Origin of the sequence: Microvirga lotononidis, from assembly GCF_034627025.1 — a bacterium.
Classification (GTDB): Bacteria; Pseudomonadota; Alphaproteobacteria; order Rhizobiales; family Beijerinckiaceae; genus Microvirga; species Microvirga lotononidis.
This window is the reverse complement of sequence record NZ_CP141050.1, coordinates 36867-61163: the sequence shown is the minus strand read 5'-3', so window position 1 is coordinate 61163 and position 24297 is coordinate 36867. Positions and strand designations below refer to the sequence as shown.

Annotated in this window: 28 protein-coding genes and 1 pseudogene; 16 read left to right on the top strand and 13 right to left on the bottom strand. The window is 61.9% G+C overall.

Annotated elements, in window-relative coordinates; genetic code table 11:
* Nucleotides 1–117 precede the first annotated feature (117 nt).
* Both U0023_RS29865 and U0023_RS29860 read left to right on the top strand, forming a co-directional pair.
* Nucleotides 118–881, top strand: a pseudogene (locus U0023_RS29865) (oxidoreductase).
* A gap of 120 nt (nucleotides 882–1001) precedes the next feature.
* Entirely contained in the window at nucleotides 1002–1241 is a 240-nt protein-coding gene (locus tag U0023_RS29860) for a hypothetical protein (protein WP_009489646.1), read from the top strand.
* A 1-nt stretch (nucleotide 1242) separates the two neighbouring features.
* Here U0023_RS29860 and U0023_RS29855 read toward each other — a convergent pair whose 3' ends face one another.
* Together U0023_RS29855 and U0023_RS29850 are read right to left on the bottom strand one after the other, a co-directional pair.
* Nucleotides 1243–1635 carry a GNAT family N-acetyltransferase gene (locus tag U0023_RS29855; RefSeq protein ID WP_009489648.1) on the bottom strand — a complete coding sequence of 131 codons (393 nt, stop codon included), beginning with the start codon at nucleotides 1633–1635 and terminating at the stop codon, nucleotides 1243–1245.
* 289 nt (nucleotides 1636–1924) lie between these two features.
* Nucleotides 1925–2536 carry a TetR-like C-terminal domain-containing protein gene (locus U0023_RS29850; RefSeq protein ID WP_009489652.1) on the bottom strand — a complete coding sequence of 204 codons (612 nt, stop codon included), beginning with the start codon at nucleotides 2534–2536 and terminating at the stop codon, nucleotides 1925–1927.
* A 59-nt stretch (nucleotides 2537–2595) separates the two neighbouring features.
* Between U0023_RS29850 and U0023_RS29845 the strand changes: the two genes are divergently transcribed.
* Both U0023_RS29845 and U0023_RS29840 read left to right on the top strand, forming a co-directional pair.
* A complete protein-coding gene (locus U0023_RS29845; protein ID WP_009489653.1) occupies nucleotides 2596–3063 on the top strand; it encodes a nuclear transport factor 2 family protein in 468 nt (155 codons plus the stop codon).
* Nucleotides 3053–3892: an ergot alkaloid biosynthesis protein gene (locus U0023_RS29840; RefSeq protein ID WP_009489654.1), complete on the top strand. Its 840-nt coding sequence runs from the start codon at nucleotides 3053–3055 to the stop codon at nucleotides 3890–3892. The genes U0023_RS29845 and U0023_RS29840 overlap by 11 nt, the downstream gene beginning before the upstream one ends.
* Nucleotides 3893–4065: 173 nt before the next feature.
* Here U0023_RS29840 and U0023_RS29835 read toward each other — a convergent pair whose 3' ends face one another.
* From U0023_RS29835 to U0023_RS29810, 5 genes are all read right to left on the bottom strand, one after another.
* Nucleotides 4066–4518 (bottom strand): PPC domain-containing DNA-binding protein, encoded by a 453-nt coding sequence (locus U0023_RS29835; protein ID WP_009489655.1) that lies wholly within the window; start codon nucleotides 4516–4518, stop codon nucleotides 4066–4068.
* A 233-nt stretch (nucleotides 4519–4751) separates the two neighbouring features.
* Nucleotides 4752–5084 (bottom strand): MoaF-related domain-containing protein, encoded by a 333-nt coding sequence (locus U0023_RS29825; RefSeq protein ID WP_009489656.1) that lies wholly within the window; start codon nucleotides 5082–5084, stop codon nucleotides 4752–4754.
* An 88-nt stretch (nucleotides 5085–5172) separates the two neighbouring features.
* Nucleotides 5173–6006, bottom strand: a complete 834-nt coding sequence (locus U0023_RS29820; RefSeq protein WP_009489657.1) for an aldo/keto reductase — start codon at nucleotides 6004–6006, stop codon at nucleotides 5173–5175.
* Nucleotides 6007–6021: 15 nt separating this feature from the next.
* Nucleotides 6022–7047 carry an LLM class oxidoreductase gene (locus tag U0023_RS29815; protein ID WP_009489658.1) on the bottom strand — a complete coding sequence of 342 codons (1026 nt, stop codon included), beginning with the start codon at nucleotides 7045–7047 and terminating at the stop codon, nucleotides 6022–6024.
* A gap of 62 nt (nucleotides 7048–7109) precedes the next feature.
* Nucleotides 7110–8291: an MFS transporter gene (locus tag U0023_RS29810; RefSeq protein WP_009489659.1), complete on the bottom strand. Its 1182-nt coding sequence runs from the start codon at nucleotides 8289–8291 to the stop codon at nucleotides 7110–7112.
* Between the two features lie 159 nt (nucleotides 8292–8450).
* On the opposite strand from U0023_RS29810, the gene U0023_RS29805 reads away from it, so the two are divergent.
* From U0023_RS29805 to U0023_RS29795, 3 genes are all read left to right on the top strand, one after another.
* Nucleotides 8451–9374 (top strand): LysR substrate-binding domain-containing protein, encoded by a 924-nt coding sequence (locus tag U0023_RS29805; protein ID WP_009489660.1) that lies wholly within the window; start codon nucleotides 8451–8453, stop codon nucleotides 9372–9374.
* A 1046-nt stretch (nucleotides 9375–10420) separates the two neighbouring features.
* On the top strand, nucleotides 10421–11446 hold the full coding sequence (locus U0023_RS29800; RefSeq protein ID WP_009489662.1) for a purine-nucleoside phosphorylase: 1026 nt from the start codon (nucleotides 10421–10423) through the stop codon (nucleotides 11444–11446).
* Nucleotides 11447–11580: 134 nt separating this feature from the next.
* Entirely contained in the window at nucleotides 11581–12102 is a 522-nt protein-coding gene (locus tag U0023_RS29795; protein WP_009489663.1) for a nucleoside hydrolase, read from the top strand.
* Here U0023_RS29795 and U0023_RS29790 read toward each other — a convergent pair.
* The 6 genes from U0023_RS29790 to U0023_RS29770 all read right to left on the bottom strand — a co-directional run bounded on the left by U0023_RS29790 (nucleotide 12084) and on the right by U0023_RS29770 (nucleotide 16470).
* The gene (locus tag U0023_RS29790) at nucleotides 12084–12440 is read right to left on the bottom strand and encodes an integration host factor subunit alpha (protein WP_009489664.1); all 357 of its coding nucleotides are present in this window, start codon (nucleotides 12438–12440) and stop codon (nucleotides 12084–12086) included. The two genes, U0023_RS29795 and U0023_RS29790, sit on opposite strands and share 19 nt — an antisense overlap.
* A 330-nt stretch (nucleotides 12441–12770) precedes the next feature.
* Complete coding sequence (locus U0023_RS35785; RefSeq protein WP_083861304.1) at nucleotides 12771–12986, bottom strand: GcrA family cell cycle regulator; 216 nt, start codon at nucleotides 12984–12986, stop codon at nucleotides 12771–12773.
* 159 nt (nucleotides 12987–13145) lie between these two features.
* On the bottom strand, nucleotides 13146–13400 hold the full coding sequence (locus U0023_RS29785) for a WGR domain-containing protein (RefSeq protein WP_009489665.1): 255 nt from the start codon (nucleotides 13398–13400) through the stop codon (nucleotides 13146–13148).
* A 207-nt stretch (nucleotides 13401–13607) separates the two neighbouring features.
* Nucleotides 13608–13910: a GCG_CRPN prefix-to-repeats domain-containing protein gene (locus U0023_RS29780; RefSeq protein ID WP_009489667.1), complete on the bottom strand. Its 303-nt coding sequence runs from the start codon at nucleotides 13908–13910 to the stop codon at nucleotides 13608–13610.
* 392 nt (nucleotides 13911–14302) lie between these two features.
* On the bottom strand, nucleotides 14303–15748 hold the full coding sequence (locus tag U0023_RS29775) for a GntP family permease (protein WP_009489668.1): 1446 nt from the start codon (nucleotides 15746–15748) through the stop codon (nucleotides 14303–14305).
* A gap of 122 nt (nucleotides 15749–15870) precedes the next feature.
* Nucleotides 15871–16470 (bottom strand): HupE/UreJ family protein, encoded by a 600-nt coding sequence (locus U0023_RS29770; protein ID WP_009489669.1) that lies wholly within the window; start codon nucleotides 16468–16470, stop codon nucleotides 15871–15873.
* Nucleotides 16471–16964: 494 nt separating this feature from the next.
* Here U0023_RS29770 and U0023_RS29765 point away from each other — a divergent pair, with 494 nt between their 5' ends.
* From U0023_RS29765 to U0023_RS29725, 9 genes are all read left to right on the top strand, one after another.
* Complete coding sequence (locus U0023_RS29765) at nucleotides 16965–17267, top strand: urease subunit gamma (protein WP_009489670.1); 303 nt, start codon at nucleotides 16965–16967, stop codon at nucleotides 17265–17267.
* A 33-nt stretch (nucleotides 17268–17300) separates the two neighbouring features.
* Nucleotides 17301–17750, top strand: a complete 450-nt coding sequence (locus U0023_RS29760; protein ID WP_009489671.1) for an urease subunit beta — start codon at nucleotides 17301–17303, stop codon at nucleotides 17748–17750.
* 51 nt (nucleotides 17751–17801) lie between these two features.
* Nucleotides 17802–19523 (top strand): urease subunit alpha, encoded by a 1722-nt coding sequence (locus U0023_RS29755; protein WP_009489672.1) that lies wholly within the window; start codon nucleotides 17802–17804, stop codon nucleotides 19521–19523.
* A gap of 12 nt (nucleotides 19524–19535) precedes the next feature.
* The gene (gene ureE, locus U0023_RS29750; RefSeq protein ID WP_009489673.1) at nucleotides 19536–20156 is read left to right on the top strand and encodes an urease accessory protein UreE; all 621 of its coding nucleotides are present in this window, start codon (nucleotides 19536–19538) and stop codon (nucleotides 20154–20156) included.
* On the top strand, nucleotides 20107–20856 hold the full coding sequence (locus tag U0023_RS29745) for an urease accessory protein UreF (protein WP_009489674.1): 750 nt from the start codon (nucleotides 20107–20109) through the stop codon (nucleotides 20854–20856). The genes ureE and U0023_RS29745 overlap by 50 nt, the downstream gene beginning before the upstream one ends.
* A 12-nt stretch (nucleotides 20857–20868) precedes the next feature.
* Complete coding sequence (ureG, locus tag U0023_RS29740) at nucleotides 20869–21513, top strand: urease accessory protein UreG (protein WP_009489675.1); 645 nt, start codon at nucleotides 20869–20871, stop codon at nucleotides 21511–21513.
* Entirely contained in the window at nucleotides 21510–22460 is a 951-nt protein-coding gene (locus U0023_RS29735; RefSeq protein WP_009489676.1) for an urease accessory protein UreD, read from the top strand. The genes ureG and U0023_RS29735 overlap by 4 nt, the downstream gene beginning before the upstream one ends.
* Before the next feature lie 62 nt (nucleotides 22461–22522).
* The gene (gene yut, locus U0023_RS29730; protein ID WP_009489677.1) at nucleotides 22523–23539 is read left to right on the top strand and encodes an urea transporter; all 1017 of its coding nucleotides are present in this window, start codon (nucleotides 22523–22525) and stop codon (nucleotides 23537–23539) included.
* Between the two features lie 182 nt (nucleotides 23540–23721).
* Nucleotides 23722–24258: an NAD(P)-dependent oxidoreductase gene (locus U0023_RS29725; RefSeq protein ID WP_009489678.1), complete on the top strand. Its 537-nt coding sequence runs from the start codon at nucleotides 23722–23724 to the stop codon at nucleotides 24256–24258.
* The last annotated feature ends 39 nt before the right edge of the window (nucleotides 24259–24297 follow it).

Genomic DNA, 24297 nt, shown 5'->3' with positions numbered 1-24297 from the left:
GACTGTGGGGTTCCCCCACAGTCTATCTGCTGCGTCACTCGTTGAAAACAGCAGGAGTGACAAGCGTTGGATAAAAGTTCGAAACCCGTTGCCCTCGTCACGGGGGCTTCGTCCGGTATGGGCAAGGATATCGCTCGTCGCCTCATTACCGAGGGCTACACGGTCTATGGCGCCGCCCGCCGGGTCGAGCGGATGGCGGATCTTCAAGCCGCAGGCGCAATGGCCGTCGCGCTCGATGTGACCGACGATGCGTCGGCGGTAGCAGCGATTGATCGGATCCTGCGGGAGCAGTCGCGGATCGACGTGCTGATCAACGCGGCCGGATATGGCCAATATGGCGCTCTCGAAGACGTGCCGATTGCCGAGGGACGGCGCCAGATCGAGACCAACCTGATCGGGCTCGCGCGGATCGTGCAACTCTGCCTGCCGCACATGCGATCACGCGGCTCCGGCAAGATCGTCAACATCTCCTCGATCGGGGGGAAGTTCGCGCTGCCGCTTGGAGGCTGGTATCACGCATCCAAGTTCGCGCTTGAGGGCTATTCCGACGCGCTTCGCCACGAGGTCCGACAGTTCGGCATCGACGTCATTGTGATAGAGCCGGGCGGAATCGCCTCTGAGTGGGAGGGGATTGCCCGGGAAGAGGCGGAGCGGCATTCAGGCCATGGCGCCTACGCAGACATGGTCGCCAAGCTCCGCAAGATGCAGGGCCGGAAGGCTCCACCCCCAAGCCTTGTCTCCGACCTGGTCGTGCGTGCACTCAAGGCGAGGCGGCCAGCGGTCCGATACAGCAGAGGTTTGATGAGCGCCCCTTACTCTTCTTGCGGCGCCATCTATCGGACCGGATATTTGACCGCTTGGTGATGATAGCGTTCCGATGACGGCAAGGTGACGCCCGATGACGAGTCAGCGGGGTCCAGCCACTTACCGATTGATCCGAATTGATGCATGAGGTTTATCCGTGTCGAAGAACGTGCCTCAACCACCACCGGGACACGTTGATGGACATCGAGCGCACGTTTGCCGTGCTGGATGGCAAGACCGTAGACGCGTCCTATGCAACCACCATCGGAGCGATTGATCTTGCCCGGCATGCTTCGCGAAACAGGTTCTCGGCCAGAAGATCCACGAACACGTGGATCTTCGGCGCGAGCTGTCGGCTAAGCGGTCAGAGCCAAGCGATAGTATTCAAGATCTTCGATCTTGCTTCTGGGGTCGGGCGCATCAGGCAGGAAGCCTAAGCTAAGATACAGGCAGCCGAGCTGCGCTCATGTCGGGGAAGGTCGCCAGTTTCATCGAGCGATAACCGAGGTCGCCGGCAGAAGCGATTGCTGTCAAGACGAGCTCGCGCCCGAGACCCAAGCCTCGCGCTTGCGGTGAGACAGAGAGACGCTTCATTTCACAACTGGCCGGATCGGCGGTCGATTTTATTGCCACCATTCCTGCAGGTAGCCGATTCAGATATCCTACGAATAGTGCCCCCTCGGGCGGAACAAAGGGTTGTGGAAGATCGGCGATTTGCTGCACGATCGCTTCCCTGGCTCTCGCGGAATCCAGTGTTGATGCATACTCCTGCATCAGCCCGGCGAGGTCGAAAGCACTTTCCCGATCAGAGAAGCTACGGATACTAATCATTGACGTCCTCATGGCCCCTCAGGTTCCAGAAGCGCTCGTATGGGGATAGTTATTTTGGAAGTCCGGAGACACAAAGAGCCGTCCATCCAGTGCCGTCAACGAAGAGCGGACACGCCTATCGGGACGTTTGTCGGCGCGGGCGACCGTAGAGCTATCTTTTTCTGCCAGGGTAGGACGAAGCGGCCTTCGTTCAGCCGGAGTTGCTCGAGAGTGACCTCCAAGCAGTTGGCCTCAGTTGGGCGCTCGATGCCGTAGTGAACCGGATGGCTTCCGCACGTCTTCTCAGGTTTCATATCGCCTTCAAACCGGCGACAAGAGCCACCACCTGTCTTCCGATCTGCTCTCTGGTGATCCGTCGTCGCACAATAATCATTCCCCAGTAGAGGGCCGACGGCACTAGATCCAAGGCCAGTTCGCGGTCGATCTCCTTGCGAAGCTCCCCACGCGCGATGGCACGCTCGATCATTTCGACGCCGGCACCGCGGCGTCCACTGGCAAGCTTGTCCAGCAGGGGGACAAGTTCGCTCGAGCGCGCTCCTTCGGCATAGATGTCGGGCAGGATTTTCCTGACAAGCCGATGTCTGAGCGCGCGCCGCATCATCAGGAGATAGGCCTCCAGTTCTTCCGCCAGTCCGCCCCGGTCGGAAACATCGGTCAGGGTAAGGCCCAGCCTTTCAATGGCCTCTGAGGCAATAGCCAGTTTCGAAGGCCAACGACGATAGATGGCGGCTTTCCCCGCGCCGGCCCGCGCCGCAACGCGCTCCAAACTCAGGCCCGTATACCCATGCTCGGCCCATTCTTCGAAGAAGGCCCGATAGAGCGCATCCGTCAGATCAGAACGCATAACAGCGGCTCCGGTTGGCTTCCGCCGAAATTTTTCGTCGATACTCTTGCGTTCCATCCAGATATCTCCCTATATGGACGGAACGATATCGTTCCGTCCAAAAGGAGTAAAGACCGATGACGACCAACACCGACCTCTTCCCCAGTCTTTCCGCCCTGTTGCGGCAGGCATTGGGAGACCTTCTCGCCCCTGAGGCCCAATCCTTCCTCGACATGTGCGCCGACGATATTCTCTTCGAATTCCCTTTCACGCCGCCCGGCGGGACCGGCAGGCTCGACGGCAAGGCGGCGCTCGAAGCGTATCTTCCGAACGTCGCGACATTGGTCACGATTGAGTCCATGACCCTCGGCCGGGTTCTTGTTTCGACCCAGCGCGATGCAGCAGTGATCGAATTCAGCTGTAAGGGGCACGCCAATCGGACCGGCGCTCGCTACGACCAGGACTATGTCTCCGTCATCGACCTGAAGGACGGCCGGATCGCCCGATACCGAGACTACTGGAACCCGCTCATCGCGCTGGCGGCCTTGGATGGTTCGCGTGCGGAAGGTGAAGCCCAGGCTGAGGGTGCGTACCATGTCGGCTAAGGTTCTCGTGATCGGCGGCACGGGGAAGACCGGGCGCCTCGTTGCCAAAGGGCTCATGGAACGGGGCATCGCTCACAGGATCGGCACGCGCAGTCCTGCAACTGAGAGCGATGTTGCCTTTGACTGGCAGCAGCCGGAGCTTGCCCGACGCGCGTTCGACGGCATTGACGCGGTTTACGTCGTCGCGCCGACGAACAGCAGCGATCATGGGGCAATCGTTCCGCCCGTTCTCGACCTTGCGCTTTCCAGTGGCGTTCAGCGTTTCGTGCTTTTGAGCGCGTCGTCGCTGGAAGCCGGCGGCCCGATGATGGGACAGGTTCACGCCTATCTGCAAGAGAAGGCTCCGGAGTGGACGGTCTTGCGCCCCACCTGGTTCATGCAGAACTTCTCGGAACAACAGCACCTTGCGACGATCCGGGACGAGAATGCGATCTATTCTGCGACGGGGGGCGGAAGGGTCGGCTTCATCGACGCAGGCGATATCGCCAATGCGGCGGTCGCGGCGCTCGTCGCCGACGAATCACGGAATACGGACTTCATTCTGACCGGGCCGGAGGCACTCTCCTATGCCGACATGGCGGCTAAGCTGACTGAGGTGCTCGGACGCCGGATCGAGCATGTGAACCTGACCGTCGAGCAGCTCGCGGGCCGATACCGGCACAGCGGCATGGACGAGCGTTACGCGCAGATGCTGGCCGCGATGGACGCAAGGATCGAACAGGGAAGCGAGGACTGCGTAACTGATGGCGTCGTCGGGATGACGGGCCATCCGCCAACGACGGTCGACGAGTTCATCCTACGGAACAAGGCCCGCTGGGAAAGGACGTAACAAGCACTGATATGCCGCGCTTTCTGGTCGGCATATCCTGGAACGATCCGCCGTCCCGGCCAGGCGATGGTGGGCGGCCCGAGGCCGTTATCGACCGCCGCGCGGCCTCGCCCATGCGCTGACGGCGGCGTCCCCGGCCCCTTGATCGAAGGCGAAGCCGAGCCTCTCCATGGTCAGAGGCTCAGGATATTCGCGCCGATGCGAGGATCGACGTGACGCTCCAGTCTTTTGTCATGCACTGCGATGGTGATTTCCAACGATCCGGTGCCGACTTCGAGGGCGAGCAGATGGCCGCCCACGGCCGTGAAGTCCTTCGCGGCGGCGACACCATGGGCATGCACGGACGGCCTGCCCTGCTTCCAGGCAAGCGTTCCGGTTATACTCGCCATTTCCATGTCCTCGAACGTACCCGGATCGTACTCTTTCTTGGCAAAGTCGAAGAATCCGAATGTAACCGTCCCGGCGAAGCCGAAGCCGGCCAGAGTTGCCGACGGTATGTCTTCCGCCGCCATGAAGGCCTCGAGTTCAGCGAACATGGCGTCGCCCTGGCGCAGCACCATCAAATAGCCGGTCGGGATCTTGACGTAGCGAGTGATCGGGCGCCGGGTGATCGGCTGATCTTTCATATTCCAACCTCCAACAATATCAGGGTCTATGGGACTATATTAAACCGGGATGGGCGCCACCATCGATCGGAAGGCTCTGTCCCGTGATGTAGCTAACCTGTGCGGAGAAGAGAAAGGCGCAGGCTTCCCGAATTCCGAGAGGTCGCCAAACCGTCTGGCTGGACGGGCCGCAATGGGCTCGATCAAAATCCTGCCTTGGAAAGGCAGCCACCACGGCGCGCTCGGCTGTACATTCATTTCCGGACGGCAAGCGCGCGCAACGTACCGGAAAGCCGGTAAAAATCCGATTTTGGGGTCGTAAAGAAGCTTAGCGAAAGGCCCTTCTCGAAATTGTCGACATGAACCACGGTCGAGCCATCGGCCTCCTGCCATGAGATGACAAAGTTGCCGCCATCGAGCTCCTTCCATTCGAAGGCGACTGTCGCGGTGGCGCCCTTCGGGGGACCGCCGGTGATTTCGTAGGTCAGGCTGTTCTTGTCGGCGGCATAGGCGTTGGTTGCGACGAGATCGCCGTAATCGACTTCGAAGGTTCGTCCGGCAAACGGAAAACTGGTTTCTGTGCTCATTGCGAAGTCCAATCTGGGATGTGAAACGAGTGCGTAACGGTGAAAATGAAAGCGGGAGGAGCGCAGCGCCCCTCCTCTTCTTCGTTTCTCAGGCAGCCTCGTCCCAGACGGGTGCGAGACCATCTGGGGAGACGATGCGACCGTTGGCCTTGGCAAGGCCGTGGATTGCGGCCATGTCATCGGCGGACAGGGCGAAGTCGAAGATCGCGAAGTTTTCGGCCGCACGGGCCTTGCCGACCGTCTTCGACAGCGCGATGACGTCGTCCTGCTGCACCAGCCAGCGCAAGACGATCTGCGCCACCGACTTGCCATGCCTGGCAGCGATGTCCTTCAGGACGGGGTCGGTAAAGACCTTGCCGTCGGCCATGCCGTAATAACCGGTGACCGCTATGCCGGCCTTCCTGGCCGCCGCGATGACGATGTCCTGGTTCAGATAGGGATGGTACTCGATCTGGTTGGTGACGATCGGCGCCTTGGAGAGCTTGACTGACTCGGCCATAAGGTGGGTGTTGAAGTTGGAAACACCGATATGGCGGACCTTGCCAGCTTCCTTGACCGCATTCAGCGCGCCGATCTGTTCCGCGAGCGACACCGCCTCGTTCGGCCAGTGCAGAAGAAGCAGGTCGACATAGTCGGTCTTCAGCTTCTTCAGGCTTTCGTCGACAGACGCGTGAAAGGCGTCGTGCTTGTAGTTCTCGACCCAGACCTTGGTGGTCAGGAAGATATCGCCGCGCGCGACGCCCGAGGTCGCGATTGCGTCGCCGACCTCAGCCTCGTTGCCGTAGATCTGCGCGGTATCCACGTGGCGGAAGCCGACCTTGAGCGCATGCGGGACGATCTTGAGCACCTCGGCGCCGGGCATGCGGAAAGTACCGAAACCGAGGGCCGGAATGCTGGCGCCATTGGCAGTCACAGTATGCATAGTTCACTCCTTTGGTTATTCCGCAGCGGTCTTCGCTGGCGAGGATCGGGGCTTGAGAACGGGCAGGACGTCGCGCGCCAGCTCGTCGATCACTTCATCGAGGGGCCGCCGCGACGGTCGCAACAGAAGGGCCAGATGATCGACGCCAGCGTCTTCCAGCGCATGCAGACGGCCGATCAAGGTGTTGCATCCGATGCGTGCGCCGAAGCGGCGCGGCGTTGCCGGCTCGTCGGGGTCTTCAGCAAGATCGAGATGGAAGGCGCTGATGAAGGCGCCGCGCGGCAGGCCGTGTCCCTTCCGGGTCGCGCTCCAGTCGCGGGCCTGGGCGGCGAGCCGCTCCAGCCCGTTCGGATAGACGAACCGGCCCTCCATGTTGGCAGCGATCCAGTCCGGCGACTGCCGACCCTGACCGGCGATGATCATCGGGATGTGCGCCTGCTGTGGTTTCGGCAGCAGGTCGAGGTTTGGTTCGATCCGACCGTCGCCGAGCGGCAGGCCGCCCGTCTTCCAGGCATCGCGCAGATAGGAGACGGCGCTGCGAAACGCCTCACCGCGGCTCTCGAAATCAAGTCCGAGCAGCGGATACTCCACCGGACGGTCGCCGGAGGCGACGCCGAGGATCAGGCGGCCGCCCGACAATTGGTCGACCGAGGCCGCCGCCTTGGCGACCATCATCGGATGGCGCAGCGGCAGGACGATAGCCGCCGTGCCCAAAGCCACATTCTCCGTAATTCCCGCGAGGAAACCGAGATTGACGAAGGGATCGTAAACGGAGCCGGCATCGCCGAAATTGTAAGGATCGAATACCGGCACGTCACGCATCCAGACGGCGGCGAAACCGGACCGGTCGACCTGGCGGACAAGTTCGGGATAGTGGGTGAGATCGGGAACGCCAAAGGGACGGCCTTTCCTGACGCGCTGTTCTTCGCGTTCCGGCGACCAATCGTTATCGAGGGGAAGCTCGATGCCAAGAGTCAGGCCGCCTGCAGGATTGCGGATGAGATCAAGCGCGGAAGAACGTCCTGTGTTTGAAGGGGACATCAGAATTCTCCGGATTAGACTGGGCGGGAGAGGCCCGGCGTTTTGCGCCGGGCCTGTCGGGATCAGGCCGTCTTGAGAGCCGGGGCCGAGCGGCGGTCGAGCGCGCCGCTCCAGATGGTCAGAAGCAGGGCGACGGTGACGAGGATGGCGCCGACCCAGGGGGTTGCTCCGAGACCGAGCGGCGATTCGACGACCAGACCGCCAAGCCAGGCGCCGATGGCGATGCCGAGATTGAAGGCGGCGATATTGAGCGCCGAGGCAACATCGACGGCGCCGGGACGGTGCTCCTTGGCGAGCTTCACGACATAGAGCTGCAGACCCGGCACGTTGCCGAACTGGAGGAAACCGAGCGCCGCGAGGGTAACGATCGCCAGGATCGGCGAGACAGCGGTGAAGGTCAGGATGACCAGTACGATCGCCTGTAGGATGAACAGGCCGATCAGCGCCTTGACCGGGTTGTTGTTTGCGATCCGGCCGCCGGCGATGTTGCCGATGGCGATCGCGACGCCATAGAGCACGAGGATTAAGCTGACGCTCTGCTCGGAGAAGCCGGTGATTTCCTGTAGGATCGGCGCCAGGAAGGTGAAGGCGACGAAAGTGCCGCCGTAACCAAGCGCCGTCATCGCGAACACGATCAGCAGGCGGCCGGAGCCGAGAACGCGGACCTGATCGAGCAGGCTTGCCGGCGGCGCTTTCTTCAGGTTGTTCGGCAGAAGCACGGCGATGGCGAGGAATGCGACGACGCCGAGGGCAGCCACGGCCCAGAAGGTCGCACGCCAGCCGAGGATCTGGCCGATATAGGTGCCGAGGGGAACACCGGTGACGATGGCAACCGTCAGGCCCATGAACATCATGGCGATGGCCGAGGCACGGCGGTTTTCCGGCACCAGATCGGCGGCGATGGTCGAGCCGACCGAGAAGAAGACGCCGTGGGCAAAGGCTGCGAGCACACGGGCGACGAGCAGCAGCTCATAGCTCGGTGACAGTGCTGCAATCGTGTTGCCGACGATGAACAGGGCCATCAGGCCAAGCAGCAAAGGCTTTCTTTCGATCTTGCCGGTGAGCGCGGTGAGGACCGGCGCGCCAAAGGTGACGCCGAGCGCATAGACGCTGACGATCAGCCCGGCGAGCGGCAGGGTGATGCTGAGATCGCTCGCAACCGTCGGAAGAAGCCCGACAATCACGAATTCGGTGGTCCCGATCGCGTAAGCCGCGATCGTTAAGGCAAAGATGGCTAAGGGCATGACAACTTCCTCTCCGCCTCACCGTCCGTGTGAGGGGGCTGAGACAGCAACGCTGTCGGTTGATGGATTGCTGCGCCGCAATATGGCGGATGAGGACTTGCGGGATAATCCAGAGTATTGAAAAAATACCTTTGAACTCAATTCATAGGTTATTTCGACGTGGACAATCGCGCTGGGGAAATGGAAGTGTTTGTAGCGACGGCGGAATTGCAGAGCTTTTCCGCCGCGGGACGGCGGTTGAAACTCTCACCGTCAGCGGTCAGCAAGCTCGTGACCCGGATCGAGGACCGGCTCGGCACCCGTCTTATGGTGCGTTCCACCCGGGCGATGAAGCTCACCCCGGAAGGTGAGATCTATCTTGCACGGGCGCAGCGCATTCTGGCGGAGATTGCCGAGACCGAGCAGATCGTCGCTGGCGGCGGCAGGATGGTTCCGCGCGGGCTTCTTCGGGTCAACGCGTCGGTGGGGTTCGGTGAGCGATACCTGCTGCCGCTCATTCCAGCGTTTCTGGATCTCTATCCCGACGTTCAGCTCGACGTCTCGCTAACAGACGGCGTCATCGGGCTGATCGAGGAGCGTACGGATATCGCCATACGCTCGGGCCCGATGAGTGACTCGGCACTCAAGGCGAGGAAATTGTTGGAGAGCCGGCGCGTGATCGTCGCCTCTCCTGCCTACCTCAAAACGCATGGCGTCCCGAAAACGCCACAGGATCTTGCGGATCACAACTGCTTCAGCTTCAACTTCCGGCGTAGCCTCAATGAGTGGCCGTTCCGCGACCCGGGATCATCCGAGGTCTATCGTCTGCCTGTTTCGGGCAATACGTCGGTCAACAGCGGCATGATCATGCGCCGCCTCTGTCTTGCCGGCAGCGGGCTCGGACGGGTCGGCCAGTTCCATGTCCAACCGGATATCGACGCAGGTGTGCTCATCCCCGTGCTTGAGAATTACAATCCCGAAGACATCGAATTGATTCATGCGGTTTTTGTCGGACACGACCATCTTGCGGCTCGCATCCGCGCGTTCATCGATTTTTTGGCGGAACACGTCAGTGGAGAAAGAAACGAGAAATCGATCTCGTAAGGAGATGTCACATTAACGGCGAATACTACCCTGTACTCATCGAGGAAAAATCTCGTAGTAAGGAGAATCAATGACTTGGGTTGTGCAAAAACCAACCTTGTTGGTCAGCCCAACGGCTATACTCAGTTAATGTGACATCCCCCCTTTGGTGCCGACGTAGAGCGCATCGCCGCAAACAGCCATGGCGCGGGCAGCCGGCACACGGGCGAACACCGCCACGCGGGCTCCGGGTGCGGCGTGAACAATTTGGCCAAGGCACTGTGGGACCAAACCAGCGGTGGCAAGGCTGGCCAGGGCTAAGGACCGGAACGGCTTGTCGAGGTGCATCATGTCCTCGCAACCGGATCGACCAGCTCATTTATGCACCCACCGCTGAGTTTGGAAACTCACGAGTTCGCGGGAACTGGCGAGATCATGGATAGTGCAACCCGCGCTCTGCCAGGATCCGCTGGCCACGAGGATCAGACCCCTGCTCTCCCCTGCGCCCGGCGCTCCCCGCGGCAACTGGCATCGTGCTGTCCTCTTCCCTACGGGTTCAAGAGCATTGGGGCAGCAAGCGCTTATCGATTGGTGGGCCAGCCCAGTAGGTGTGAGGAACGGCCCATCATCACCCTGATGAAGTGCAGCACCAGCTGGCGCACCTTAGGCGCCGGCTGATTACTTCGGCAGGCGCTCCAGCTCGATCCGCGAGGCAGTGCCAGTGGCATGAAGAGTATGCTGCGGATGGTGCGCAGAGCCTAGTTAGAACCTTGGCCGCACTATCGGGTGATCCGCCAGGAGGGCTTCGACCCGGCAAGCGTTGGCCTCGTGCTACGGGCGATCAGCAACATCCAAGCCTAAACCACCTATCGAAGCTTGGCTGAGATGTCTACTCGATGACCAAACTTGCGATCTCAACGAGCCCTCTGCCTGCATGACAAGCACTAGAGATCGAACATTCCGATAGCCCTGATCCGGCTGGGTTTGCTAGACCGAACCCAGCCGACACCCCAATAGCCGTCTGGCTGCTGGGGAGAAATTGCGATTGCAGACTTGAGGAGCTGATGATGTTACGTCAATTTGGAGCCGGTCTTCTGGGCGTTGTGGCCGCGAGCCTCCCGCTGGCTCTTTCCGCACAGGAAGCCCCGCAGCACATCAGCCCCAAGGTCATGGTGATTACCATGTTTGCCGGTGAGGCCAAGCCCTGGCTGGATAATGAGCGATTCACCCGGAAAGTAGCGGTTCCTGGCCTGTCCAAGGCCTTTCCCGAGGTGTCGTGCACTGACGCCGGTCTGTGCCTGATGACCACCAGCATGGGCTATGCCAATGCGGCCAGTTCCGTTTCGGCTCTGATCTACAGTGGCCGCTTTGACCTCTCACAGACCTACTTCCTGATTGCCGGTATTGCCGGTGTTGATCCTGCCGATGGGACCCTGGGATCGGCCCACTGGGCACGCTTTGCGGTCGATGGGGGCCTACAGAATGCGATCGACGCCCGCGAAATGCCCAGTGACTGGAGCACCGGCTATGTCGCCATTGGCGCGAGCCGACCGGGCGAGAAGGTCGAACTCAGGTACGGAAGCGAAGTCTACCGGTTGAACGAGGAGCTTCTGCAGAAGGCGTACAGCCTGACCAAGAATGTGGAACTGAACGATGGCGACGCCGCCAAAGCCTATCGGGCGCGATATGCAGCCGCTCCGGCGAACGCAGCGCCAAGTGTGAGCATCTGCGATACGATCTCCATGGATACCTGGTGGCACGGTTCGAAGCTCGGTGCGGCCATGGAGGCATGGGCGAAGCTGATCACGAACGGCGAGGCCAACTATTGCACCACACAACAGGAGGATAATGCGACCCTCACGGCCCTTCGGCGCGGCGCGGACGCCAATCTCCTCAACTTCGACCGGATCGCCATCCTTCGGACCGCGTCGAACTTTGATCGGGAAGGATCAGGCCAGACCCCCGTGGAGTCCCTGACGGCAAAGTCGGGCGGCTATATTCCGTCGGTCACGAACGCGTATCGGGTTGGCGGCAAGTTCGCTCATACGATTGTAACAGATTGGCAGAGCTGGAATGCAGGGGTTCCGAAGTAAGGCTGCTAGCGTCGCCCATCCGGCCCTTCACAGAACTGGGTGGGCGGTCACAATCATGCGGGGATCGCAGCACTTAAACTTTGCCTTAGCATTTGCTGAAAGCAGAGGCCCGAGGTGCTCGTGAGCGCAAATGGATGAAGCAGGTTATCATCGACACTGACCCTGGCTCAGATGACGGGGTCGCCATCTTGACGGCCTTGGGCTCTCCTCTGATCGAAGTCCTCGGAGTCTGCGCTGTCGCCGGCAACGTTCCCCTTCATCATACTGTCCGAAATGTTCGCAAGATCCTGGAGCTTGCCGAGCGTCAGGACGTCAAGGCATTCACCGGAGCCGAGGCTCCTCTGACGCGTTCTCTGTTCACGGCTGAGTACGTGCACGGCAAGACAGGATTCGACGGATACGATCTGCCGGAACCAACGATGCCTATTCAGCCTCAGCATGCGGCTGACTTCATCATTCAAGAGGTCATGAGCCGGCCACCGAAGTCCATAACGATCTGTGCCCTTGGCCCCTTGACGAATATAGCAATGGTCCTGGAGCGGGACGGACGCATAGCCGAGCGAATCGAACAGATCGTCTGGATGGGCGGTGCTTTGTCGGAAGGCGGCAATGTGACTCCTGCAGCCGAGTTCAACTGCTACTCTGTTGCCGCTTGAGCTAACACAAAGGGCCCTTTCCGCCGCCTTGAGTGGGATCGGGATGTGCCGCCGTTGATCCGGGACTTCAGAAGCGGTGAGGCGCTGAAGGTCAGAGTTCGACTGGGCTCGACCGGTACTGTCTCGCCTGTCTTGGGATTGCGCCCGATCCGACCGCTCTTTTGGCGCACATTCAAGAGGCCAAAGCCCGACAGCTTCACGCTCTCACCCGATACAAGCGCATCTCCGATGGCCCCAAGAACCTGCCCGACCAACTCCGCGGATGCGGCTCGGGAGAGGCTCACCGTGTTGCAAACCACCTTGGCCAGATCGGTCCGGGAGATCGTCTTGCCCACCATGAGAATCCCTTGGGCTCTCGCTGAAGAAAAAGGCCGCTGTTGCCAGCGACCTGAGGTGCAGAGGACCTACCTCTGAAAGGAACGACGCCGTGGGTAGAGAAGCATCGACCCGCAATGGCATTATCAAATAGCGCCCGTAAATGAAATGAAATTTCTTCAGACGGCCTATGCGAGCAATGCATGAACAGTATGCACTCAGTGGGTGCCGCGACAGGAGGCGTAGGCTAGCCTGCAATTGTTTATGGCGATCACAGCAGGCTCAGGCCTGTCACCCAGCAAAGGTGATTTCTGGAGCAATGATCTGCCCATAGAATGGCAAACCTGAATTTCTTACCCAGGGGGTTTTCCAGCACCTGATCCCGCCATGGGTGTCCGCGCGTAGACCAGACGCCGGTGCCACGGGCACCAGCTTGAGCCCTCCTGCGTCTCACTTCCGCAGAAGATTGCTTTGAAATGCTCGTCCGAGACGATGAAACGGCACTGCCGCGTCTGAAGTTTAAACAGCGTGGTTCGGGTCTGCGGTGACGGCTCTCTGATCTCAGGCATGGTTCCGGCATCCAGTCCAGGGACCAGGGTGCAACACGAGGAGGGATCAGGAGAGTTCCACGCCTACTTGAACTATCAGCAATTAGATTGATGCTCCCGGGATTGCGGAGGTCACCGCGCCGCGAGGCGCTTGGGGATCCTTCCCACTCCGCCAATGGCTCAGAGATCGGTATAACCCTTGTGGCGCTGGGCTCTTGCCCAGCCTTCCAGCGCGTCCAAGGCTTGGCTCTCACTGGAGAAGTTCTCGACCTTTTCCTGGCCCTTCGACCCCACGAAACCCTCGTTGCGCACCAGCCGGATCGGGCCGAACAGGTCCCGTTCGATCATCAGGCTGAAGAACCGCGTCCTGCCCTGCTCCGGCTCGCGCCGATAAAGCACCAGGTGGTGCTTGATGGGTGACCGGGCGTCAGGCATCGTGGGAGAATTCTTAGTCGGGTTTGCCCTTCTGGAGCGTCTTCTCCATCTCGCGCATCATCGCGGCCTCGATCTCGTCGAGGTTGACCTTGACGACGCCACCATCAGTCTGAGCCTTCGCCCGGGTCACCGGCACCTGCTTGGTCTTGGGTCGGGTGAAACTACGCTCAGCATAAACCCACCCACCACAGAGGTCCTGCGGTATCCCTAATACCGCCGACGGTAATAAGCCCTAGGATAGCCGTAGTATGGGCGCCCGTAATAGGGGCGACGATAGCCATAGTATCGCCGCCCGTAGTAGCCGCCACGGTAGTAGTAGCGGGGCGCAGCATAATAGCCGCGATAGTAGTTCGGTCGACAGTTGCCATAGGGTCCCCGGTGAAAGCCAGGGCCGCAGCCCTGCGCTGCCGCGGCGGGCGCGAAGCCGATCCTACCCTGCTCCAGTGAGACCATCCCGAGCCAGGCACCGAGCAAAAGGGCAGCAAACGTTATCAGTCTCAGCGGTTTCATGACACGCGCTCCTTGGATCGAGGATGCTCGACGTTGGCGGTGTTCAACACGCCAGGCCCTCGCAAGACGCGATGGCGATTATAGAAACATACCAAAGCGCTGTCGCCTCAATGTTGAGGGACACTGCCTTTCCAACTTAGCACAAAAAACGGCTTAAAGGCCAGGAACGGGTCAACCTTTCACCTTCCGGCTGCCCAACGAACGTCGGCTCATGACCGCCGAAGCGGACCAAGTGCCTACGTCTCAGGAGTGCCAAAAGGCGACGTTCCGGTCTCCTGACTCGGCGCTACTACTCGCCCGAGATGTTCTGGTGGAGCCGGCGGTGCCGCATCCCTCGGGAGAAATACCGCTCGATGTGTTTGGCGCCAGGCGTCGCAGTGATGTCCCGGTCGTCAGAACGACCCGAAAACCGAGCCCAGCACCAGGACGGCGACAAGGGCGATGATGCAACTGACGATCACGGTCATCACCATGTCCAGATAGCTTTCACCGTGGGTCAGGCCGCTGATTTGAAGGAGCAGTAACACCGTGCCGTTGTGGGGAAGGGCGTCCAGCGTTCCAGCGCTCATCGTCGTGATCCGGTGCATCAATTCGGGATCGATGTTGTGCTCACTGGCAAGGCGCATGAAGTCGCCGCCGAAAGCATTGAGAACGATTGCCATCCCGCCGGACGCGGTACCGGTCAATCCCGCCAGCACATTCATCGCGACGGAAAGCGAGACCAGCGGTCCTCCCTGGATCGCGAAGACCGCATCGCGAACCGTCTCGAACGCCGGTAGTGCAGCAACGACCGCACCGAAGCCGACGAGACTGGCGATCATCAGCATCGGCAAGGCCGCGGAGTTCGCGCCGGCGTCCAGGCTTTCGCGGGGGGATGGCAGGCGCCGGAAGTTGACGAGAAGGACAGTCAGGTTTGCGGCCGCCAAGGCAACGATGACCGACCAGACGCCGCTCACGGCCCCGAAGGACGTCCCGCCCCACCGGGGCTCGGACAGGAACGAGAAGTCGAGGCGCGGGAACACGACAAGCGACATCAGGAAGTTCGTGACGATGACGACGACGAGGGGCAGCACGGCCAGGACGAAGGGCGGCCCGTTCTCGGCCCGCTGGCCATGCTGCAACTCGGCCGGGTCGAAGTCGCCCGCCGGCGCCGCCTGCTCGCGAACCATCTCGTCAATGACAGGAGTGGTTCCCGTCCCGCCGGTGTAGCCTTCACCAGCCTTGCGCGCGGCGGCCTCGGCCCGGCCGAGCCACCACATGCCAAAGGCGACGATGATCGCCGACGCTATGAGGCTCAGCCCAGGGGCCGCGAAGGTCGTCGTGCCGAAGTAAGGCATCGGAATGGCGTTGTTGACCGAGGGGGTTCCCGGCATCACCGACATGGTGAACGTGAAGGCACCAAGCCCGATGGCCGCTGGCATCAGGCGGGCCGGGAGGTCCGCGGCCTTGAACATCTCCCGCGCCATCGGTACAAGAACGAAGAAGGCGACGAAGACGCTGACACCTCCATAGGTGACGACGGCCGAGGCGAGCACGACCGCAAGCATCGTCCGGCGCACCCCCAACTGCTTGGTCAGGAAGCGCGCGATCGCGCTGATCGAACCGCTGTCGTCCATGAGCTTGCCGAACAGACCGCCGAGCAGGAACATCGGAAACCATTGCGCGACAAACCGTGCAGCCCCGCCCATGTAGGTCTGCGTCCAATGGGCAAGCAGCGGCTCACCGGAGATCAGGGCAGCCAGAAGTGCCGCGGCCGGGGCAACCATGAGGACGCTCCATCCCCGGTAGGCCAGCCACATGAGCAGCGCGAGTGCGACCAATATCCCGATGAGACCCATGACAGACCTTCTTTCCAGGAACTGGGGTGCAGCGGCTCAATTGCCGCTGAGACGTCCAGGCTCCGGCCCGGAACTCACCAAGTGGCCGGTTCCGCGCATGTCATGGCAGGTCCCATGGCAGCTCAGAGGGCAACGGACAGGGCAGCGAGGCCATAAAGGCCAATGGCCGCCCCACCACCACCACGCAGGACGCGCGGGCCCAGTTGTCCGCCCTTAATGCCGGCCAGCAGTGCAGCGCCGGTTCCGATGCCGATCAGCAGGACCGTCCCCATCACGAAGCCGGCTGCGTAAGCGAGACCGGATGCTCCGGCAGGCATCTCGGCTCCATGGGCATAACCGTGGAAGACGGCAAGCACGGCGATAAGGCCTGCGCCCGTTAGGGATGACAGATGAGACGGATAGGCGACGGCAAGCCCTAGTGCGACCAGGGAGCCGGCGATCCAGACCTCGAAGGACGGGAGGTCGAACCCGGTCATCCCGAGAACGGCCGCTCCTGCCATGACGGAGATGAATGTCAACGGCAGCAGCCACAGGGCTCTCCCGCCGATTAGGGCGGCCAATAGGCCGACGGACACCATGGCCAGGACATGGTCGATCCCGCTGATGGGGTGAGCGATGCCATAGGTGAACCCTGCCGCATCACCGTGCCCGGTATGCGCAAGCGCAGCGGTTGGAGCCAACATGACGGCCGAAGCCAGTGCCGCAATGATAGGACGAATCATGGCTTTCTCCTTCTCGCTCAAGGACAATCCTGGGCCTGCTCCCCTGCGCCGGGGAACGAACCGGGAAACAGATGGACCGCAACAGATCTTGCGTCGGACCTCCGGCGATCGAACCGGTCCTGCACGGCGCGCATATCTTCCCCCCTCTCGGGACGCCTGACCATTGGGAAAAACCCTTGGATCGTGCGGGGACAATACGGGGCGGGACCGATCGGAACGCTGGTCTTGAGCTAACTGCCGGCACCGCCGGCATGACACGTCCCCTGCACGCGGGGAGCCGCCTCTGAATCGCAGCCGAATGTTTTCGATGTTTCTGCTGACATTTCCGGCAGGGGTTCAGGGTTACACCCGATGGACGGGCGGCTCCCCGGGGATACACTCTCGGCCAGCAGCGGTTCGCATCGTTGCTAAGCCGATCGAATGACGGTCATCGAGCCCCACTTGAGCCCATGCCCCAGCGTCTGTGGCCTGGGGAACAAGACCTGGAGGAAGCGATGCAACTCACCCCGCGCGAGTTCGACAAACTCCTCATTTACATGATGGCCGATGTCGCCTTGAAACGAAAAGCCAAGGGCCTGAAGCTCAACTATCCGGAGGCCGTCGCGGTCATATCCGCCGTTGCGCTCGACGGCGCCCGAGCCGGCAAGACGATCGAGGACGTGACCAAGGACGCCAGCGGGGCATTGACCGCTGCCGATGTCATGGACGGTGTCCCCGATCTCATTCCCATTGTGCAGGTCGAAGCCATCTTCACTGACGGGAGCCGTCTCGTCACCGTTCACAGGCCGATTCAATAACCGGGATGTTTCGTTCAACGAGGAGGTGGCAAGATGGGTGGACCGAAGACAGGACCGGCCGTTGACCCCGACGTTGACCCGGCGACATTCGACGTACCGGTCGGCGGCTACGTTTGCAGCCCGGCGCCAATCACCTTTGATGACGACAGGGCGGAGACGACGCTCAAGGTGCGCAATACCGGCGACCGACCGATCCAAGTCGGGTCGCATTTTCACTTTTTCGAGGTCAATCCTGCCTTGGAGTTCGACCGTCCCGCGGCGTTCGGTCTCCACCTCAACATTCCATCATCCACGGCAACCCGCTTCGAGCCCGGCGACGAGCGCGAGGTGCAGCTCGTCCCCTATGGCGGCGAGCGTGCCGTCTTCGGGTTCAACAATCTCGTCGACGGTCCGACGGCCGGAAATGATGCCGCCAAACGCAAGGCAGCGGCCGTGGCGCTGGCTGAGCAGCGGGGCTACCGCTCGTCGCCACCGACATCCTGAACCGGACCTTGGTTCGGAGGGACGCATCGATCCACTTGTCTGGAGGCTTTCATGCCAACCATCTCGCGACAGGAATACGTCGGCCTTTTCGGCCCGACGACCGGCGACCGCATCCGCCTGGGCGATACCGGCTTGTTCATCGAGATCGAACGCGATCTGCGTGGCGGCCACGGCGACGAGATTGTCTTCGGCGGCGGCAAGAGCATGCGCGAAGGCATGGGCATGGACAACCAGGTGACGCGAGCAAACGGCGCCCCCGATCTGGTGATTACCAACGTGACCATCGTCGACGCCGTCCTCGGTGTGGTGAAAGCCGATATCGGGATCAAGGACGGCCGCATCTGTGCCATTGGCAAGGCCGGCAATCGCCAGACGATGGACCGGATCACGCCCGGCCTCGAGATCGGGCTCGCCACCGATGCGATCTCGGGATCGCATCTGATCCTGACGCCCGGCGGCATCGACACGCACATTCACTTCATCAGCCCCCAACAGGCCCAAGCGGCGCTTTCGAACGGCACCACCACGCTGATCGGCGGAGGCACCGGCCCGTCGGATGGCTCCAATGCCACGTCGGTCACGTCTGGTCCCGGGAACGTCACGATGATGTTGCGGGCGTTCGAAGGCTGGCCGATCAATGTCGGCATCCTTGGCAAGGGCCACGGGCATGGCAAGGCCGCGCTGGTCGAACAGATCGAGGCCGGCGCCGTCGGCTTCAAGTGCCACGAGGACTGGGGCACCAGCCCCGCAGCTCTGCGCTCGGCGCTCGCGGTCGCCGACGACATGGACGTCCAGGTCTGCATCCACACCGATACGCTCAATGAATCCGGGTTCGTCGACGACTCGATTGCGGCATTCGAGGGCCGCGCCGTGCACTCCTTCCATACCGAAGGTTCGGGCGGTGGCCATGCCCCGGACATCATCAAGATCGCCGGCCTCCCCAACGTCCTTCCGTCCTCGACCAACCCCACGCTCCCCTACGGGATCAACTCGCAGGCAGAGCTCTACGACATGATCATGGTGTGCCACCACCTCAGTCCCGACATCCCGTCGGACGTAGCATTCACCGAAAGCCGCATCCGGGCCGAGACCATCGCGGCGGAGAACGTTCTCCAGGACATGGGCGTGATCTCGATGTTCTCGAGCGATTCCCAGGCGATGGGCCGGATCGGCGAGTGCTGGCTGCGGTGCATCCAGACGGCGGATGCGATGAAGACCCAGCGCGGCAAACTCCCTGAGGATGCCTCGGGCAACGACAACCACCGGGTGCTGCGCTATGTCGCCAAAATCACGATCAATCCGGCGATCACCCATGGCATCGCCGACATGCTCGGCTCGATCGAGGTCGGCAAGATCGCCGACCTCGTGCTGTGGGAACCGGCCTTCTTCGGGGCGAAGCCGAGGATGGTCATCAAGGGCGGGTTCATCAGTTGGGCAGTCATGGGCGACCCCAATGCATCCCTGCCCACGCCGCAGCCGGTTTACTACAGACCAATGTTCGGCGCCTATGGCAATGCCCTGCCGGAGACCTGCATCACCTTCGTGTCTGGTGCGGCACACGCCTCCGGGGTTAAGGAACGGCTGGGACTGCGGCGGCAGGTTCATCCGGTCGGGAACGTGCGCAAGATCGGCAAACGCGACATGGTCCGCAATACCGGCACCCCCAACATCGAAGTGAACCCAGAGACATTCGCCGTCACCGTCGACGGCACGCACGCGACGGTGCCGCCATTGAAGTCGGTTTCCCTGAACCAGAAGTATTTCTTTAGCTGACAGGATCGTCGCATGGTCATCATCGAAACGGTTTTGGGCAATATCGGCGATCCGGAATGGGCTGCCCGTCTGAAGGATGCCGAGATCGACGTGCTGCATCTCGATCAATGGGAGGCGCAGAAGAGCCGCTTCCGAAAGGCCAGCAGGAAGGGTTCGGTGCTGGCTGTCTCCCTCAGCCGGGACACCCATATCCGCGACGGCGACGTGATGCTGTGGGATCCGCAGGTTCCTCTAGCCGTCATTGCCAGGATCGAGCTGCGCGACGTCATGATCGTGCATCTGGATGACCTTATGCACGCTGCCCCCGAGGTGGCGATGCGGACCTGCATCGAGCTCGGTCACGCCATGGGCAACCAGCATTGGCCGGCCCTGGTCAAGGGTCATGTCGTCTACGTGCCGCTGACGATTGACCGCAAGGTGATGGATTCGGTCATGCGAACGCACGCCTTCGAGCACGTCCAGTACGAATTCGCGCCCGGCACGGAGGTCATCTCGTATCTCACCCCCCACGAGTCGCGCCGGCTCTTCGGCGGGGCCGAGGGCCCGGTGCATTCGCATGTTCATGAACACGGAGGGCATGTCCATGAACACGGAGGGTCGGCACATTCCCACCGAGAGCATCGCCATGGCTGATGCTGCCACGACGGTCCAGGTGTCGGCGCTCGCACACATGCTGCAATTCGGCGACTCGATGTTCCCGATCGGCGGATTCGCCTTCTCGTCCGGGCTGGAATCGGCGGTCCAGAAAGGCGTAGTCACCGATGCATCGACCCTGCTCGCGTTCACCCTAACGGCGGTTCAACAGGCGGCTCGCGGCGACGGGATCGCCTTGATCGCCGCCCATCGAGCGGCAATGGCAGGCGACGTCACCGAGCTCATTCGCATCGATGAGGCGGTCTACGCCCGCAAGCTCTCAGACGAGGCGCGGACCATGTCGGTGCGCATGGGCAGGAAGTTCACCGAAATGGGCGTGCATGTCCTGGGCGCTCCGCTGCTCCACGTGTGGCATGACCGTATCCGGAAGGGACAGGGACACGGATGTTACCCGGTCGCGCTGGCGATCAACTTTGCTGTCCAGGACCTGTCCGAGCTTCACGCCTTCGCAGTGCACCACTACGGGATCGCGGCACCCATTCTCGGCGCGGCGCTGCGGCTGATGAAGGTGAGCCATCTCGAGACGCAGAGGATCCTCTATGAACTGAGCGAGCACATCGAGGCGGCCCACGAGCGAGCGGCCAAGGCGCGCCTGACGGACATGTCCGGCTACGCGCCCCTCATGGAGATCCTGGCCGCGGTCCACATCAAGGCACACGTGCGCCTGTTCATGAATTGATGGGAGAGGCGAATGACCAAGAAAACCACGCGCATCGGCATCGGCGGCCCCGTCGGCTCCGGGAAGACCGCGATCGTTGAGGCGATTACCCCACGGTTGCTCGAGCGCGGCATCAAGGTCCTCATCATCACGAACGACGTGGTCACGACCGAGGATGCCAAGCACGTGCAGCGCTCCCTCAAGGGAGTCCTGTTGCAGGAACACATCCTCGGAGTGGAGACCGGCGCGTGTCCCCACACGGCCGTCCGCGAGGACCCGAGCATGAACCTCGCGGCGGTCGAGGACATGGAGGAGCGCTTTCCGGACAGCGACGTGATGTTGATCGAAAGCGGGGGCGACAACCTGACCCTCACCTTCTCGCCGGCGCTCGTCGACTACTTCATCTACGTCATCGACGTTGCGGCGGGGGATAAGATCCCGCGGAAGAACGGGCCCGGCATCACGCATTCCGACATCCTGGTCATCAACAAGACCGATCTCGCCCCCTACGTCGGGGCAAGCCTCGATGTGATGCGGGACGACTCGACCCTGATGCGGGGTGGAAAGCCTTTCCTGTTCACCAACTGCAAGACCGAGGAGGGCATCCCGGAACTGGTCGAGATGATCGAACGGGAGTTCCTGTTCGACATCAATGTGGCCGAGAGGGCATCGGCATGATACAGGCGGGCTCGCCGCCGTGGGCGGCGGCCGAAGCCCTAGGCGCGTCCGTTCCGGAACTGGCCGCGTTCCAGGACGAGCCGGCTCAGATGAAGAGCGGCACCGTTGGCAAGACGGGCTACCTGCGGCTTGGGTTCGAGACCCGCGGCAGCCGGACCATCCTGGCGACCCTCGAGCGCCGTGTCCCGTACCTGGCCCAGCGTGCGCTGTATTGCGACCAGGAAATACCCGGTCTGGCCACCGTGTTTCTCATCACGACCACGGGTTGCATTCTCCAGGGAGACCGGATGGCCCTCGACCTCCAACTCGGTCATGGGGCGCAGGCGCAGGTTACGTCACAATCGGCCACCAAGATCCATGGGATGGATGCCAACTACGCGGTCCAAACTCAGACTGTTACGCTGGCTGAGGACGCCTACCTCGAGTTTGTTCCCGAGCCCATCATCCCTCATCGGCGTGCACGCTTTGTCAGCAACACACAGGTCTGCGTTGCACCGTCGGCCACGTTGCTCCTGTCGGAGATCCTCCAGCCCGGCCGGAAGCATCATCATCCTGACGAATGTTTTGGCGCAACCGTGATCTCGCTGTCGGTTGCGGCGGTGCGCCCGGATGGCCGCACGTTGTTCACGGAAAAACTCGTGATCGAGCCCGAGTGCTTTGCGATGCGGCAGACGGGTGTGATGAATGCCTTTGATGTGTTTGGCAACGTGATCCTTTGCACGCCCAAGGACAAGGCGGAGCGCATCCTTGAGCGGGCGGAGGCTGACGTTCAAATGGCTGACGGCGTGGCTTTCGGGGCTTGCCGGCTGCCGAATGACGCAGGCCTAGTCTACAAGGTGCTGGGCCACGATACGGCCCGGGTGAAGGCCAAGGTGCGGGAGTTCTGGGGAGTCGTGCGCAAGGAAGTCACCGGTGCGGACCTCCCGCCGCCGTTCCTATGGCGATGACAGGACAGTCGGCCTTGTGGCAATGCGTCGTTGGAGGACATAGCCGTATCGTGGAGGTGACGATGCAGGGGCTTCTTGCAAAATGGGACATCCTGTGCACGTCGTCGGCTGTCTTGCGGTTCGTGGACGCCAACCTGCGTGGCATCGGGCAGGTGATGTTCCAGGACAACCCGCTGACTGGCCTTCTCTTCCTCATCGCCATTGCCTGGGGCTCATACGCGGCTGGCGTGCCGCACGTGGCGATCGCGGGTGTGGTCGCCGTCATCATCGCGACCTTGACGGCTTATTGGCTTCGGCTCGACCCAGCGTCCATAGCAGCGGGCCTTTACGGCTATAACGGAGTGCTCGTCGGGCTCGCCTTGGCGACGTTTCTCGCGCCCGGAACGTTACTCTGGGGCTACGTGGTGCTGGGAGCGGCGGTCTCGGTCGTCGCCACGTGCGGGATCGCCAACGCATTAAAGCCCTGGGGTGCCTCCGCCCTGACCTTTCCGTTCGTTGTCGTCACATGGCTGCTTCTGCTGGCGTCCTACGGCTTTTCTGGGCTGATGGGCACGGCGCTCCCGACCGGCAGTGTTGTCGTTCCCTTCCAGGCCTACGAGGCAAGCCCGCTCCAGGTGATAGATCTTGTCGGAGGAACCCTCCTGAGCATTTCGCAGGTCTTCCTGAAGGCGAGCGGCCTTGCGGCCTTGATTTTCCTCATCGGCCTCGCGGTGAATTCCCTCGCCTCGGCTGTGTTCGCCCTCGGGGGCGCAATCTTGGCGGTCCTGACTGCCCATCTCCTGGGCGCCGAGAGCAGCTTGATCACCGGGGGCCTTCTCGGCTTCAGCCCGGTCCTGACGGCGATTGCGCTCGGAACGGTCCTCTATCGGCCAAGTGGTCGCGCCGCCATGTATGCTGCGGTAGGAACCGTGTTCACGGTGATCGCACAATCGGCCCTGAACGTTGCCTTGATGCCATTGGCCATCCCGGCACTGACCGCCCCCTTCGTGCTCGTGACATGGCTGTTCTTCCTTCCACGGAGCAGTGTCGAATCATCTTCATCAACTGTCCCCGGTGCCATCGACGCCAGCCCGCCGTGACACGTGCATTGACCTCTGTGCGCGGACGGGCGCTGTCGGCTGCCGCTCACGGTGATGAACCATCCTGGCCGTTCCACTGGGGGCCTCCTGGTCTGTCTCGCCTTCCTCGGCTGGAGTGCGTGTGTGCCCGGTCCCCGAACCCGGCCGGCGGCTGACCTGAATGATTTCGGTGGAGAGCGGCGATGAAGGTGGCGATCTTCGAGGAAGCGGAGTGGGAGCGCCAAGCCTATGCGGACCTGGGACCGGACTACGACGTGACGGCCGTTCCCGATCCCCTGAGTGCGCGTACGTTCGCGCAGGCCGATGCGGAGATCGTCTCGACCCGCACTGGATTGGACCTCGGCGCCGACATGCTCTGGCGGTTTCCAAGGCTGAGGATGGTGGCCACACGCTCTACCGGCTTCGATCCTGTCGATCGGGAATTCTGCCGCAGGAACGGGATCGTCGTCTGCAACGTACCGGGCTACGGCGACGTGACGGTGGCCGAGCATGCCTTCGCCCTTCTGCTGTCCATCGGTCGCCACCTGCCCGCTGCCGTCGACCGCACCCGACGCGGAGACTTCTCGCAGGCCGGGCTGCGGGGCTTCGAACTCTCGGGCAAGACCCTCGGGGTGATCGGGACGGGCCGCATCGGTCGCTGTGCGATCCCGGGGCCGCGCAGGCGCTCGGATTCCGGTACGAGGCGTTCGATGCGGTCCTGCGGCAGGCGGACGTGGTGACACTGCACGTGCCCGCAACCCCGTAGACGACCGGCCTCC

Excerpts from the sequence above, each read along its gene's own strand:
- U0023_RS29860 (WP_009489646.1), top strand. The coding sequence starts at position 1,002 with ATGGACATCGAGCGCACGTTTGCCGTGCTGGATGGCAAGACCGTAGAC.
- U0023_RS29855 (WP_009489648.1), bottom strand. The coding sequence starts at position 1,635 with ATGATTAGTATCCGTAGCTTCTCTGATCGGGAAAGTGCTTTCGACCTC.
- U0023_RS29850 (WP_009489652.1), bottom strand. The coding sequence starts at position 2,536 with ATGGAACGCAAGAGTATCGACGAAAAATTTCGGCGGAAGCCAACCGGA.
- U0023_RS29845 (WP_009489653.1), top strand. The coding sequence starts at position 2,596 with ATGACGACCAACACCGACCTCTTCCCCAGTCTTTCCGCCCTGTTGCGG.
- U0023_RS29840 (WP_009489654.1), top strand. The coding sequence starts at position 3,053 with ATGTCGGCTAAGGTTCTCGTGATCGGCGGCACGGGGAAGACCGGGCGC.
- U0023_RS29835 (WP_009489655.1), bottom strand. The coding sequence starts at position 4,518 with ATGAAAGATCAGCCGATCACCCGGCGCCCGATCACTCGCTACGTCAAG.
- U0023_RS29825 (WP_009489656.1), bottom strand. The coding sequence starts at position 5,084 with ATGAGCACAGAAACCAGTTTTCCGTTTGCCGGACGAACCTTCGAAGTC.
- U0023_RS29820 (WP_009489657.1), bottom strand. The coding sequence starts at position 6,006 with ATGCATACTGTGACTGCCAATGGCGCCAGCATTCCGGCCCTCGGTTTC.
- U0023_RS29815 (WP_009489658.1), bottom strand. The coding sequence starts at position 7,047 with ATGTCCCCTTCAAACACAGGACGTTCTTCCGCGCTTGATCTCATCCGC.
- U0023_RS29810 (WP_009489659.1), bottom strand. The coding sequence starts at position 8,291 with ATGCCCTTAGCCATCTTTGCCTTAACGATCGCGGCTTACGCGATCGGG.
- U0023_RS29800 (WP_009489662.1), top strand. The coding sequence starts at position 10,421 with ATGTTACGTCAATTTGGAGCCGGTCTTCTGGGCGTTGTGGCCGCGAGC.
- U0023_RS29795 (WP_009489663.1), top strand. The coding sequence starts at position 11,581 with ATGAAGCAGGTTATCATCGACACTGACCCTGGCTCAGATGACGGGGTC.
- U0023_RS29790 (WP_009489664.1), bottom strand. The coding sequence starts at position 12,440 with ATGGTGGGCAAGACGATCTCCCGGACCGATCTGGCCAAGGTGGTTTGC.
- U0023_RS35785 (WP_083861304.1), bottom strand. The coding sequence starts at position 12,986 with ATGCCTGAGATCAGAGAGCCGTCACCGCAGACCCGAACCACGCTGTTT.
- U0023_RS29785 (WP_009489665.1), bottom strand. The coding sequence starts at position 13,400 with ATGCCTGACGCCCGGTCACCCATCAAGCACCACCTGGTGCTTTATCGG.
- U0023_RS29780 (WP_009489667.1), bottom strand. The coding sequence starts at position 13,910 with ATGAAACCGCTGAGACTGATAACGTTTGCTGCCCTTTTGCTCGGTGCC.
- U0023_RS29775 (WP_009489668.1), bottom strand. The coding sequence starts at position 15,748 with ATGGGTCTCATCGGGATATTGGTCGCACTCGCGCTGCTCATGTGGCTG.
- U0023_RS29770 (WP_009489669.1), bottom strand. The coding sequence starts at position 16,470 with ATGATTCGTCCTATCATTGCGGCACTGGCTTCGGCCGTCATGTTGGCT.
- U0023_RS29765 (WP_009489670.1), top strand. The coding sequence starts at position 16,965 with ATGCAACTCACCCCGCGCGAGTTCGACAAACTCCTCATTTACATGATG.
- U0023_RS29760 (WP_009489671.1), top strand. The coding sequence starts at position 17,301 with ATGGGTGGACCGAAGACAGGACCGGCCGTTGACCCCGACGTTGACCCG.
- U0023_RS29755 (WP_009489672.1), top strand. The coding sequence starts at position 17,802 with ATGCCAACCATCTCGCGACAGGAATACGTCGGCCTTTTCGGCCCGACG.
- ureE (WP_009489673.1), top strand. The coding sequence starts at position 19,536 with ATGGTCATCATCGAAACGGTTTTGGGCAATATCGGCGATCCGGAATGG.
- U0023_RS29745 (WP_009489674.1), top strand. The coding sequence starts at position 20,107 with ATGAACACGGAGGGTCGGCACATTCCCACCGAGAGCATCGCCATGGCT.
- ureG (WP_009489675.1), top strand. The coding sequence starts at position 20,869 with ATGACCAAGAAAACCACGCGCATCGGCATCGGCGGCCCCGTCGGCTCC.
- U0023_RS29735 (WP_009489676.1), top strand. The coding sequence starts at position 21,510 with ATGATACAGGCGGGCTCGCCGCCGTGGGCGGCGGCCGAAGCCCTAGGC.
- yut (WP_009489677.1), top strand. The coding sequence starts at position 22,523 with ATGCAGGGGCTTCTTGCAAAATGGGACATCCTGTGCACGTCGTCGGCT.
- U0023_RS29725 (WP_009489678.1), top strand. The coding sequence starts at position 23,722 with ATGAAGGTGGCGATCTTCGAGGAAGCGGAGTGGGAGCGCCAAGCCTAT.